Raw genomic sequence first — 12,909 nt, forward strand, 5'->3', positions numbered from 1 at the left:
TAAGGATCGCCGAGACCGACGAGAGCGAAGCCAGCTTCGCCTTGTTCCCGGCGACCGCCTGCCAGGTGCGGTTCTGGCATGAACAGAACGCATCGCCGAAGGCGTCCGCGCTCAATATCGCCTTCCGGCTGCAGTTGTCCGGGCCGCTGAGTGCCGCGAGGATCGAACGCGTACTCAGCGAACTGGTTGCACGGCACGAGATATTACGCACTGGCTTCCTGATGACGGGTGCGGGGCTGCAGCAGCAGGTCTGGAGCTTCGCGCCCTTCCAGCTCGAAGTGGTCGACCTTGCCGGTTTCGACGAGAAGGCTGCCCTTGCCGAGGACGAACGTGTCGGCAGACAGCAGGCTCGCACGCCTTTCGCATTGTCGTCCCCCTCCTTCTTCCGCGCCGTGTGGTTGCCCCGGTCGAACACGCAGGGCGAATTGCAGCTGACCTTCCACTCGCTTGTGATGGACGGCTGGTCCTTCGCAATCCTCACGCGCGAGCTAGTGGAAGGCCTTGCCGCATTGCATGCCGGCCATGACGCCGAATTCCCCGAGGTCGACCTTCATCATGGCGACTACGCGTTGTGGAAGGAAGCGTTCCTGACCAGCGGCGCGCTCGATCGCGCCCGCACCCATTGGCGTCAGGAACTGACGGGTTTCAGCCGCTTCGACGTTCCTGGCGATCGTCCCCGGCCGCAGGAGCGGCGCTTCCAGGGCGTCATTCGCTCCATTCTGTTGCCCGCTGCGCTGAGCGATCGCCTGATAGCGGCCGCCAAGGCCCAGGGCGTGACGCTGTTCAGCGTGGCGGCTGCGGGCCTCGCGATGGCGCTGCAAACGGCGGCCGGCCAGACCAGGGTAGCGATCAGCACGCAGATGTCGGTGCGCGATCAACAGGAACTCGAGGGCGTCGTCGGACCGCTCATCAACACGGTGATCCTGCGCCTCGACGTTCCGGAAGGCAGCACCGTTGCCTCCATAATCGCGCAGTGTGGCGCCAAGCTTAGCGACGCCATCGAACATCTGCACTTGCCGTTCGAAGAGATGATGCAGATGGCCGGCGAGGTTTCCGGCGTAGATCGCCCGCCGCTTTGCTCGGTGAACTTCGCCCTGCAGCAAAGCTTCGTCGGCATGGGCGACGAGGTTCGCCGCCAGGATTTCGCCGCGACGACCTCGCCCTCGTTCAACGCGGGCGCGCTCTACGATCTCAACTTCTTTATGGTGCGGCGCCCGGATGGCTGGCGCATCTCCTGCGAAGGCGACACGGACCTCTACGACGTCGAGACGATCGACCGTCATCTGGCGAAGTGGCGTGAGGTGCTGGAAACCGTTGAAATCGTCACGCAGCGCTCGCCAGCACCCGCACCCGCGAAAGAGACGGTGAAACTCACGGCAGGCGTCGGCGCCAGCGGTTTCATGAGTCAGGCCGAGATCGAGGCAAAAGTACGCAACATCGTGCGCTTTAACGAGAACGCGCCGGGCACGCCGATCATCGTGCTCAACAACACGGCCGTATTCTACGAACTGGCCCGGCAGATCGGCACCGACCGGCCCATCATCGACATTCCGATGGTGCCCGAAGGGCCGCCGCGCGAGTTCCCGCCGCGGGCCTTCCAGGATATCGCCGCGGACGCCGTACGCCTGATCAGGCTGGCCCGGCCAACAGGTCCCTACATCCTTATGGGACATTGCGTGCTGGGTTCGCTATCGCTGGAGGCGGCCCATCAGCTGCGGCGTGAGGGCGAAACGGTGGAGCTCGTCGTTCTCAACGATTCATGGTGCCCGGGTTATCGCGAGTCGATGCCCTGGTACGATCAGAAATTGCGCAAGATGCAGGTGCGTGCGGACAACATCCCGCGCGACTTCCGCAAGGCCATGCGCGGCGAAACCTCCATGGTCACCTTCCTCAAGCAGTATCGGATCGTGCGCTGGCTCGGCATCGCGGACCTTGCTCTCAGGCTCGGCCTCATCAAGGGTAATGCGTCGGAGCACATGGTTTCTGAGAATCGCTGGTACATCGAGTATTTGCTGGCTCAGCAGGCCCGCTACCGTCCGGCACCCTATGACGGCGACGTTCAGATCTTCCGCAGTGGCCAGGTGCTCAAAGGGCGTCTGTTCGCGTGGGACCTGGGATGGCAGCCGGTGGTCGGGAACAGGCTGGTCGTCACCGAGGTGCCGGGCATGCACGATCAGATTTTCCGCCCCGCCGGCTCTGCGGTGATCGGCAAGCAATTGCGTGAACGCCTGGGCGGAATCGGAGCGAACAGGGTTGCAGCCAGTTCGGGTGAGCAGGACGCCCCGGCAGCATTGCTGAGCCGTGCCGAGGCCTAGATCAGAAGTGGCTTCAAAAATAGTCCTTTGCGCCAGAACGGGACGTGACTCGACAAGGTGGCTGGGTTATGTCCCGTTTGCGTAGAGTGCTATTGGCGGCGTTTCTGAGTGCACTGACCGTGGCCGGCCTGATCTTTGTCACGCTCGCCATGCCTTACCTGTTCCGCCGCCCGCCCACCTCCCTTGCTGCCGGCCTGCCGATGCCGTCTGACAGGATAAGACTTGCAGTGCTCGGGGATTCCGATAGCCAGTCCTACCATGACGCGCGGATGTTGGGAGACCCGAACATGCGAGGCGGCCCCCGGCGCGCAACCACCTGGCAGTGGACCGAAGTCATCGCCCGGCTGCGGGGCAACCAGATCGACCTCGGCGACTGGGGGACGTGGGGCACCGGCAAGTATCGCGCCTATTTCGACGAGGCTTTCGGTGCTCTCGCCCGGGCGCCTCGCAAGGACGACTATCGCTACAATTTTGCCGTCAGCGGCGCTACCTGCAATCAACTGATGGGCCATCCGTTGCGCGAGACGCCCCGCCTCGTCGACCTGATGGACACCGAGCCACAAGCCTGGCGAGGCGGCATCGTGCTGATCCGGATTGGCATCAACGATCTCGGTGCGCAAGACATCCTCGACGAGCTCTCCCGTGATCCGAATGCTTCGCGCCCCGGGGCCGCGATCAACGCCTGCATTGGCGCAATCGCCGAGAGCGTCGCTCTGATCCGCAGAAAACACCCGGATACGAATATCGTGCTGGTGGGTGTGCTCAGCAATGCGGACTGGTCGATCAAGTTCGACAATTGGCAATCGGCCGGACAGATAGCCAATATCGACGCAGGCCTTGATCGCTTCGACAACGGCTTGCGCAAGTTGGCCGCGGCGGATCGACATGTCCACTTTCTCGATGATCGCGCCTGGTTCAGGAGTCTGTGGGGCACCCGCGACGACCAGGGCCGCCCGCTGTACAAGACCGTGCATCTGTCGCCTGGCTGGGCAATCACCAATGCATCCGGCGATGATCCGCACAACGCTGTCCTTGCCGACGGACATGCCGGCGTAGTCTGGAATACCCTCTGGACGCAACACCTTGTCACTTCCCTGAACACTGCGTTCGGATTGCATCTCAAACCGGTCACGGATGCCGAGGTGTTCGGCTTTCTGCAGCCGAGCTTCACTGCAAGCACGCGCGCAGACGCGCCACTACTCACACCTTTAACCAAATAGCATGACATGAGCGACGGCGCACATTCGCCGGGGCGAACACGGACCACACTTCAGGCCATATGAGCCAGTTGCAACAGAGCGGTTTATTCGAAACCCCTGAAATAGTACCGTTTTATAGATAAAGATTTTAATACCAGTGCCGCCAAGCGAGCGGCTGGATGAGACGGCTTCCTGATCAGACTGCAAGGAGCGATCGCATGGACATGTCCACGGTTCCCCCAGTACTTGAAGCGACATTGCCTGACAAATGGATCGACTCGGACTCTTCGCTGTTCCGCGAGAATTTCGAGCGGAAGAGCTTCGAGGTCGCCCACCATCTGGCGGGCCATCCGCTGTTTCAACTCCCTCAATTGATGGGCCTCGCGGAGCGAACCCTGAAGACGCGCCCATTTGATCTCTACTACGACATGGGCAACGTCGCACCTGGTCAAAAATGGCGAGATACGAATCGCGCGTTCTCACCACTGAACGCGCTAACCCAGCTGGAAGAGTCGGACGCCTGGTTCATTTTCAGAAGTGCGCAACGAGATCCGCTCTATACCGAGCTGTACAGACAAGCGATGGAAGAGGTCAAGGATCTGGTAGGACGCCACATCGAACCCCAGATCAGCAGGGAAGACATCATCATCTTCGTGACGTCGCCGAAGCGGGTGACGGCCTATCACATCGATCGTGAATGCAATTTCATTCTTCAGCTCCAAGGGGAAAAGGATCTGTACGTCTTCGATCGTCAAGACCGGCAAATTCTTCCAGAGGAGGAAATCGAGGAATTCTGGGCGGTGGACAACAACGCGCCGAACTACAGACCCGAACTGCAGGACCGCGCGCGCCTGTACAAACTGGCTCCCGGAAATGGCGTTCACGTTCCTGTCAACTGTCCCCACTGGTTGAAGAACGCCGACAACATCTCAGTGACTTTGAGCGTGAACTTCCAGTTTATCGACTCCGTGCGAGCGGATATCTATCGGGCCAACCATCACCTCAGGAAGCTTGGAATCAATCCCACTCCACCCGGACAAAGCCCGGTGAAGGATCGCGCCAAGGCTATGGCGTTTGGGACAGCGAAGGCCGTTCGCGAAGCTGCCAGGTCGGCTTTGCGCAGAGGCGGCTAGTGCCGCAGAACGCGGGGCTGGACGAATGGGCATCGGTTCCTGCCGCGTTTGAAAAGTTGTGTCACCTAGTCTGGATTGACAACAATGCTACCTTCTGCCGATGCTCTACTGACCGTTGATCCCGCTGTCTACAAGACCGCGTTCAACAACACGCCGTTCAGTTTCAAACACTATCTGCATCAGCTGCCGATGTTCCAGCCGGAGGCATTGACGGAGCTGGCAAAGAAGTATCGTGAGCAACCCGCGGATTATTACGTCTCCAACTCGGCCCCCACGCCGGGGACCAGGTTCTTCGATGTCAAGGCAAAACCGTCGAAACCGGATGAAGCGCTCGCCCAGCTTGCCATGGGGCCGACGCGCGTGCTTTTGAAGCGGCCCGAAAATTATGACGCCGGCTTTCGAGAACTGCTGGACACACTGTTTGCAAAAGTGGCCGAACTGCGCGGCGGTCTCAACGGTGAAAAGATCGTGCGGCTCGAATCGGCCATCTTCATCAGCTCCGCCTCCTCGACCACACCGTTTCATTTCGATCCGGAAATCAATCACTTCTTTCAGATCGAGGGCGGCAAGCAATACCACGTCTATCGTCCGAGTGCGGTTCGGGAAGATGAACTCGAGGATTTCTACGTGCAGGGCAAAATAGAGATCGGCCAGGTGGATCTCGCCACGCGCGACAAGAGCCTCGAACACGTCTTCGACCTCGTGCCCGGTAATGGCTTTCACCAGCCGCAGGACGCGCCCCATTGGGTTCAAACCGGCGCGGAACGCAGCGTGTCCTATGCGTTCGTCTACGAGACCGACGCGAGCCGGGCCCGTGGCCGTATCTTTGCCGCCAATCACTTCCTGCGCAAACTCGGTGTCACTCCCCAGCCGCCCGGTACGAACCCCGGCACCGACAATGCGAAGTCATCGGTGATGAAGGTTGTCGTTCCCGTGCGCAGGCGTATCGTTCGCAATCTGGAGCGGGTCCGCTAATCCAGCATCACAGTCGTAATTTTCCTGTCCGCTTCAGCTCACCCTCTCGATCAGCTCTCTCCAGCTGGCGAGGATGGGTTCGCGGGCAAAATTCAGGAGATGCGAACGGGCCTGGGAAATTCGCCGGGCACGTTCCTCATCCGGCATGTCGGCCAGCAACCGCATACCCGATGCGATCGATTCAGGATCAAGCGGATCGGCGTCCAGCATCGCCTCCCCACCTATTTCCGTCAAAATACTGGAGCTGGAAACGAGGCACGGCAAATCATGCTCCGTTGCCTCGACAACCGGCATTCCGAATCCTTCCAGCAGACTCATCAGCACAAAACCGGATGCGTTACGGTAGAGCCAGCGAAGCTCCTCATCAGTCGTATATCCCGGCATCACAACCCCGGGGGTTTGCTTCGCCAGCTGGATAGCGTTATCCGCACCGGGCTCGCGCCCGCCGACGATCACATACCGCCACCCTTTCTCCGCCAGCCCGCTTGCCGCGAAGGCCTCGATACAACGGGCCTGGTTTTTACGGTCACCGATACTCCCGACGGTCAGGATAAAGGGTAACTCCAGTCCATCCACCGGGCGCCCTTCGCCCTCCGTTACCCCCAACCGGGTCGGAATGTAGATGACATTCGACGAAGCAAAATCGTCGCCGTAGAGCCGATGAAATTCCCGCTGGGACGTCTTGCTGACAAACACCATGTGAGGCCCGGTTCGACGGATCTGCTCATAAGCCTGGCTGTACAGATCATTCACGCCAGGGGCAAAGTATTGCGGATGCGTGATTGGACCGACGTCGTGACAGAGCACGATGTCCCTCGCCTCCAGGCGATGACGCACGACGCTGAGCGGATCGAGATGCAACGTAGGACGAGGCGTACGAATGACCGGCATGAACGAAGCCAACCGGGGCCTATACACCCTCGCGATGGTTTCCTTGTGGGTCAGGCGACCCACCACACGGCGCATGAAATTATTGGGCGGAAATCCGTGAAAGCGCCCGTAGCGGACCTTCGCGATCCGGTGACCGAGCGAGGAAATAATGTCCCTCCCCAAAAAAAGCTTCCCGGTACGATCATTCAGCGCCAATGAGAAATCAACATCAATCGACATTGTTTACCCCAAATATCTCTGTCTTCAGGCAAGTTAGCGGTTCGCCGCCTTCAGGGCGTCGCACAGGTTGCGCGCCGCCTGTTTCCAGGTGAAGCCGTCAGCCTGCCGGCGTCCGGCGGATATCAGGTAATGCCGCACGGCTTCGTTGTCGAGCGCCTTCAGAATATTCAGACGCCACGCGTCCGGGTTGAAAGGGTCCGCAAACAGCGCGGCCTCGCCGCACACCTCCGGAAGTGCGCCGAACGGCGCGGCCACAACCGGACAGCCCAGCGCCATCGCTTCCAGCGGCGGCAAACCAAACCCTTCCGTTAGCGACGGAAAGGCGAGCGCGCCGGCATTGATCATCAGTCCAACGAGCTCCGGATCGCTAATGCGGCCGGCAAATCGCACGTTGTGCGGTACCACATGCCCCAGATTTTCGAAATCGGCCTGTGTCGCGCCACCGAACAGCACCAGCTCGACGCCCCGCAGCTCCGCATCGGCGAAGGCCTTGAGCAGGACACCGATGTTTTTGTGCTTCTGGGTATTCGCGAGCGCAAGCACATAGCGTCGCGGCGTGAGGCGCAATGCCGCGAGTTGCCCCTCGTCCGGCACAACCTGCAAAACATGGTCGCAACCGTTGTGTACGACGACGATCTTGTCGGCACTGGCAACGCCGTAACGTACGAGTTCCTGTTTGGAGAACTCCGAAACGGTAAAAATGATCTTGTGCCGCTTGCCGATGAAAAAGAACAGAAACTTGTACCACGTCCGAAAACCCCGGGAATAGGATTCGGGGGCGGAATACACCTGGGCGTCGTGAATCATCGTCGCCGAATTGCGATGAAGCAGCGGCCCCAGATTGCAGAGATTGAGAATGAAATCCTTCCTGCGCGCGAAAGGAAGATAGCCTTGTTCCCACGCGATCCTGTGGATCTTGCGAGCCCAATGACTCTCGCGAACGCATGAAATATTGCGGTAAGGCGGAATCTCGACCCGATCTCTGACTACGACGGCGTAGTTCACGCCGTTACCGCCCTGCCCGGCGATCAGGGCATCCGTTGCTGCAACCAGTTGCTCCGCAACCCTGTGCACGCCCGTCGGCGCTGCTCCGAAGAACTTGCCGTTGAACGCTATCGTTTTCGATGCGATCGTTTTCATAGCCTTTCCGTACGCTCACGCGTGAATGTTCTTCGCAATAGTGCGCACGATGTTGCGGACGACCGAATGTGACGACATCACGCAGGACGATGCAGCTTTCTCAAGAAGACAGGTTATCGGCGCACAAAACGCGGCACTGCTGCCTACCGCACGCAACTGCAGCACGCAACTGCAGCATGCAACATGCATGCCGCTGCGGCACGCGAACGCCCGTCACCGCCTTGCCCCGCGGTGCAGGCGAATTTTAATAATGCAAAGCCCACCCCACCGTGCGCCGACACACAAACGCTCCGGGCCGCCTCGGCCAGAATGTGCAAGTCGCGCATTGGAGTACCACATGACAGCTAGACCCAGCCTCAAACGCAGCGCCACGCTCAACTTCATCGGCGGAATCTTGCCCATGTTCGTCGCGCTGGTGACGACGCCCATTTATCTGCACTACATCGGCGCAGCGCGCTACGGTGTGCTCGCCATCGTCTGGATGGTGCAGGGCTATTTCGGTTTTCTCGATCTGGGGCTGTCATCCGCGACGTCCAACCGCATCGCGCAACTCGGCGAAGAGCCGCACCGCGAGCGCGAGGCCGTCCTGTGGACCGCGTTGATCCTCAACGCCGCACTGGGTCTCGCGGGCGGCGTCGCACTTTATGGGCTCATGCACGTTCTGCTCTCGTACTTCGACATGGGTCCGGACCTGCGTAACGAGTTGTTGCCCGCGCTGCCCTGCGTGGCCTGCCTCGTGCCGCTCTCGAACCTCATTTCCGTTTTCAACGGCGCACTGGTGGGGCGCGAGCGTTTTGGCACGCTCAACGTCGTCACGCTTCCGGTCACCCTGATGTACCAGCTCGTACCGCTTGGGGCGGCGCTTCTCTTCGGCCCGAACCTGCGGTATCTGGTGTACGGCACGCTAGTGGCCGGGATCGCGGCGCTGCTGGTGACCGCGTTCGCGGTGTGGCGCGTCTTTCCGCTGCGCCTCGCCGCCGGCCCGCGCCGCGACCTGGTCGGCAAACTCTTCTCGTACGGCGCCTGGATCAGCGTGACCAGCCTCGCGCAGCCTCTGCTGGAGACCGCCGACCGCCTCATGATCGGCCACGCGCTCGGACCGCAGGCGGTCACCTACTATCAGGTGCCTTTCAATCTCGCCGGCCGTGTGCGGATCTTTCCCTCGGTCATTGTCCGGACGCTATTTCCGCGCCTCTCTGCGCTCGACGCCGCGAGCGCCGCAGCGCTCTCCTCCAGCTCGATACGGGGCCTCGCCGCCGCACTCACGCCGATGACCGTGTTCGGCATATTCCTGATGCATCCGTTTCTCTCGTTGTGGGTGGGCCAGGACTTCGCCGCACGGGCCGCGTCGGTGGGTGAAACGATTCTCGTCGGTATCTGGCTCACCTCGATTGCATCGCTCGCTGCCTGTCACCTGCAGGCAATCGGCAAGCCCGGCATCGTCGCGCGTTTCCAGGCCTACGAAATGTTGCCGTTCTTCGCCCTGCTGTGGTGGATGCTGCAACACTTCGGCGTACTGGGCGCTGCGCTCGCATGGAGCGCGCGCTGCCTGCTCGATGGCGTGCTGCTGCTCCATGCCGCGCGCCTCGATGCCCGGCCAACGCGCATGCTGGCCGTGCCGGCGCTGATCATCGCGCTCGCGTATGTCGGCACGCTCGTCTTCGCTCCACTCACGTGGCCCGCTATCGTGGTCTGGCTCGGCACGACAGCCGTTGCGCTCGCATGGAGCGCACGCACCGAACCGCGAGCCTACGCGCGTTTGCTCGAGCTGGTCGCGTCGATGCGCAACTACACGCGCCGCTGGGCGCAAAGTAGCCAATGAGCCGCCCATGACGAACAAGCTCCACTCGCTAACCGTGCTGCGCGCCATCGCAGCCACGACAGTGATTTTCTTTCACACCCTCGCGCCGACCGGCCACACGTTCGGCGGATTCGGTGTGGATATTTTCTTCGTGCTGAGCGGCTTTGTGATCGCACTCGTGCTGGACACCCCCGGCATGACCGCACGGCACTTCCTCGCCGACCGCATTGCCCGGATCGTGCCGCTCTACTGGCTGCTGACCTTCAGCGTGTTCGCCGCCACCCTGATCGCCCCGTCATTGTTCAATTCAACCACGGCCAATCTCGGGAACCTGCTCAGGTCACTGCTTTTCATTCCCTACCGCAAGGAAAGCGGCGAAATCTTCCCGATGTTGTTCGTCGGCTGGACGCTGAACTACGAAATGATGTTTTACATGGTCGCCGCCGTGTCGTTGATACTGATGCGCCGCCATCGGCTGCTATTCGCATCGGCGTTGATTCTCGCGATCTTTTGCGTAGTCAGGGCATCCGGCTCGCACGGCGCGATTGCCACGTTCTATTCTCACGAGCGTGTCTTTGAGTTCCCGCTCGGCTTCACGGCCTGGTGGCTCTGGAAGCGTGGGATCCGGATCAATCCGGTCCTCGCCGCCTGCACGGTGGCAGGATGTTACGTGTGGATGGCGTTCGTCGACTGGCAGCAGATGGCCGATGCGCCGCTGCTGTATTTCGGCATTCCGGCGTTTCTGATGGTCTTCGGCAGCCTGAGTCTCGAATCGATGATCGGTTCCGACCCGCTGACCCGTGGCGCGATATTCGTTGGCAATGCCAGCTATGCCGTCTACCTGAGCCATCCCTACTGCGTCGAAGCCGCGCGCAAACTTTTGCCAAAGGCGATCCACGGTTTTGACGTCACGTCGCCCATCGGGGTAGCGGCCATCATCGTCGTGGCGACCGCCGTGGGCGGCATGCTCTACTGGTTCGTCGACAAGCCGCTGCACACCGGCGCGCGCCGGCTGTTGCACCGGCTAATGAAGATGCCGCGGCATGGAACGAGGCACGCGGTAATCAGCCAGCCGGTTATGGCTGCCCATGACGTCCCGGCACGCAACGTGTCCGTCAAACAGGACGCGATCTGACTGGCTCAGGTCCCGTCTGCGTCTTCGACGTCTTGCGCGAGCCACTTGCCGACGTAGCGTGAACCGTCAGGCGTCAGGTGATCCCGGTCCGCGTACATGAACTCGCCGCCCCGCCGCGCGTAGCAATTCTGCGCATCGCACAGGAACGGCAGCGGATTGAACACCTTTACGCCGGGATACCTCGCCAGCACCGCGAGGATGCGCGTTTCCGTGCGCGTCAGTCGACGCTCGACTTTCGCGCGTGGGACCGCGCAGGGTGAGCGCAGCGAAAATTGCACAGGACGACGTACGCAGGTGCTGGGATTGAAATCCAGCTCCGGCGTGTCCAGCACAAACACGACGCGCTTACCTGCGGCAGTGAGCCGGGTCAAGGTGTGTTCGAGACCGGCGAGATAGACGCTCAGGTTGCTCCCGTCGCTCTGACCTACCGTCGTCAGACCCGCCCGGCCGCTGTCCGCTGTCAGCAGACGGATGGTGTCGCCCTCGCCATAGTCGAGGCCACCCGCGATCGTCGAAATGGCGTAGCTCGACAGGATCACCGAATGGATATCGGGCGAATTCACAACGTAATCGAGCACGCTACGGAACAGCTCCGAGCAATGCTTGACGTGTTTATCAAGATAAATGTCGACGTCGGAGAACGGTGGGCAATTGCCGGCGCCGACCGCAAAGAGGCTATCCCCATCGGATGCCAATGCCGGTTGCAGCCCATCGTAAAAGTGATTGGCGTGACTGTCGCCGAGCAAGGCAATCTCGGGACGGCCGTTGGGTGCGGGCATCACACATAGCTCGGAAGCCGGGAAGGTCTTCTTGCACGCATCGGTGGATGCCCAGTGTTCCGGATTCGCACCAAAGTTCGCATCGGGAAAACGACCGGGCAAGCCGTTGTCGCGCGAGATCGCGTAGCTGGACAGGCCGATGCCCATCATCATCGCGACGAGAACACACGCGGCACGCAGCGGATGCCAGCGCACCACGCGGCTGTAGCGCACAGGCCTCTCGATAAACCTGAATGTGACGGACGACAACGCAAAGGCGACGACGATGGCGGCGACCAGCATGGCAACGGTTGGCGTATCGCTGCTCAACAGACGCACAAAGACCAGTATCGGCCAATGCCAGAGATAGAGCGGGTAGCTGACGAGTCCGATGTAGGTCATCGGCTTGACGGAAAGCACGCGCCGGTTGAACCACGCCGCCGGACCCGCGGCAATGATGAGCGTAGCGCCGCCGGCAGGCAGTGCCGCACGCCAGCCCGGAAACACCGTACCCGGATCGAACAGCGCGAAGCTCATGGCAAGCAGGATCGCGCCTGCCACCGAGGCCAGATCGCGCAGCGTCAGGCGACCTGCCTGCACCGTGTCGCCTGCAGGCAAGGCGGCGCGTTTGGCGGAATGAAACTGCGCCCATGCGAGCGCGGAACCGAACAGCAATTCCCAGAAGCGCGTGAGCGGCAGATAGAACGCTGCGATAGCGTGCGTCCTGCTCAGCACGATACTGCAGGCAAGCGAGAGCAAGATGGCCGCCGCGATCGCAAACGTCGCCACGCGCCGGCTCGTGAATCGCCAGAGCACGAACAGCGCTACCGGCCAGATGATGTAGTACTGCTCCTCCACGCCGAGCGACCACAGATGCAATAGCGGGCTTGCCGACGCGCCCTGCGAAAAGTAGTCGCGCGTCATATAAAAATAGACGTTCGCGACGAACGCGACGCTCGCGAGCGCATCCGCGGCGAGCTGCCTGAGTTCGCCCGAGGCCATCAGCGCGATGCCCGCCGCAAGCGTGGCGACCATCACGGTGATGAGCGCCGGATAGATGCGCTTGATCCGCCGTACGTAGAAGTCAATCAGGCTGAAACGTCCCTGATCGAGCGTCTCGATGATGTGCTGCGAAATCAGGTAGCCGGAGATCGCGAAGAAGATGTCCACACCGGCGAAGCCACCGGCCAACGCCGTCGGGAACGCATGAAAAATGACCACTGAGATAACCGCGACCGCGCGTAATCCATCAATGTCCGGCCGATAGCCGGCCACGGGCCTGCGTAATGTGACGCTCACCGGGAATTCCCCCAATCATTCTTTTGACTGCGGGCCTGGCCAAT

9 protein-coding genes are annotated in these 12,909 nt (G+C 61.1%); 6 read left to right on the forward strand and 3 right to left on the reverse strand.

Annotation, left to right across the window (positions count from 1 at the left end; translation table 11 throughout):
- Positions 1-41: 41 nt before the first annotated feature.
- From P3T17_RS14275 to P3T17_RS14290, 4 genes are all read left to right on the forward strand, one after another.
- On the forward strand, positions 42-2,315 hold the full coding sequence (locus tag P3T17_RS14275) for a condensation domain-containing protein (RefSeq protein ID WP_429407378.1): 2,274 nt from the start codon (positions 42-44) through the stop codon (positions 2,313-2,315).
- Positions 2,316-2,401: 86 nt separating this feature from the next.
- Positions 2,402-3,535 (forward strand): SGNH/GDSL hydrolase family protein, encoded by a 1,134-nt coding sequence (locus P3T17_RS14280; RefSeq protein WP_429407379.1) that lies wholly within the window; start codon positions 2,402-2,404, stop codon positions 3,533-3,535.
- A gap of 197 nt (positions 3,536-3,732) precedes the next feature.
- A complete protein-coding gene (locus tag P3T17_RS14285) occupies positions 3,733-4,647 on the forward strand; it encodes a transcriptional regulator (RefSeq protein WP_074264917.1) in 915 nt (304 codons plus the stop codon).
- Positions 4,648-4,731: 84 nt separating this feature from the next.
- Positions 4,732-5,622: a hypothetical protein gene (locus P3T17_RS14290; protein ID WP_429407381.1), complete on the forward strand. Its 891-nt coding sequence runs from the start codon at positions 4,732-4,734 to the stop codon at positions 5,620-5,622.
- Positions 5,623-5,655: 33 nt separating this feature from the next.
- On the opposite strand, the gene P3T17_RS14295 is transcribed toward P3T17_RS14290, so the two are convergent.
- On the reverse strand, positions 5,656-6,732 hold the full coding sequence (locus tag P3T17_RS14295) for a glycosyltransferase family 4 protein (RefSeq protein ID WP_429407383.1): 1,077 nt from the start codon (positions 6,730-6,732) through the stop codon (positions 5,656-5,658).
- Between the two features lie 33 nt (positions 6,733-6,765).
- Positions 6,766-7,872, reverse strand: a complete 1,107-nt coding sequence (locus P3T17_RS14300) for a glycosyltransferase family 4 protein (RefSeq protein WP_429407385.1) — start codon at positions 7,870-7,872, stop codon at positions 6,766-6,768.
- Between the two features lie 337 nt (positions 7,873-8,209).
- Here P3T17_RS14300 and P3T17_RS14305 point away from each other — a divergent pair, with 337 nt between their 5' ends.
- Positions 8,210-9,694 carry a flippase gene (locus P3T17_RS14305; protein WP_074264921.1) on the forward strand — a complete coding sequence of 495 codons (1,485 nt, stop codon included), beginning with the start codon at positions 8,210-8,212 and terminating at the stop codon, positions 9,692-9,694.
- Positions 9,695-9,701: 7 nt separating this feature from the next.
- The gene (locus P3T17_RS14310) at positions 9,702-10,808 is read left to right on the forward strand and encodes an acyltransferase family protein (RefSeq protein ID WP_429407387.1); all 1,107 of its coding nucleotides are present in this window, start codon (positions 9,702-9,704) and stop codon (positions 10,806-10,808) included.
- A gap of 5 nt (positions 10,809-10,813) precedes the next feature.
- Here the strand turns inward: P3T17_RS14310 and P3T17_RS14315 are convergent, their stop codons facing one another.
- Positions 10,814-12,865 carry an acyltransferase family protein gene (locus P3T17_RS14315; protein ID WP_429407388.1) on the reverse strand — a complete coding sequence of 684 codons (2,052 nt, stop codon included), beginning with the start codon at positions 12,863-12,865 and terminating at the stop codon, positions 10,814-10,816.
- Between the last annotated feature and the right edge of the window lie 44 nt (positions 12,866-12,909).

This window comes from Paraburkholderia sp. GAS82 (assembly GCF_050436285.1).
Classification (GTDB): Bacteria; Pseudomonadota; Gammaproteobacteria; order Burkholderiales; family Burkholderiaceae; genus Paraburkholderia; species Paraburkholderia phenazinium_B.

What these genes read in the sequence shown, in the direction of transcription:
- P3T17_RS14285 (WP_074264917.1), top strand. Translation starts at nt 3,733, where the DNA reads ATGGACATGTCCACGGTTCCCCCAGTACTTGAAGCGACATTGCCTGAC.
- P3T17_RS14290 (WP_429407381.1), top strand. Translation starts at nt 4,732, where the DNA reads ATGCTACCTTCTGCCGATGCTCTACTGACCGTTGATCCCGCTGTCTAC.
- P3T17_RS14295 (WP_429407383.1), bottom strand. Translation starts at nt 6,732, where the DNA reads ATGTCGATTGATGTTGATTTCTCATTGGCGCTGAATGATCGTACCGGG.
- P3T17_RS14300 (WP_429407385.1), bottom strand. Translation starts at nt 7,872, where the DNA reads ATGAAAACGATCGCATCGAAAACGATAGCGTTCAACGGCAAGTTCTTC.
- P3T17_RS14305 (WP_074264921.1), top strand. Translation starts at nt 8,210, where the DNA reads ATGACAGCTAGACCCAGCCTCAAACGCAGCGCCACGCTCAACTTCATC.
- P3T17_RS14310 (WP_429407387.1), top strand. Translation starts at nt 9,702, where the DNA reads ATGACGAACAAGCTCCACTCGCTAACCGTGCTGCGCGCCATCGCAGCC.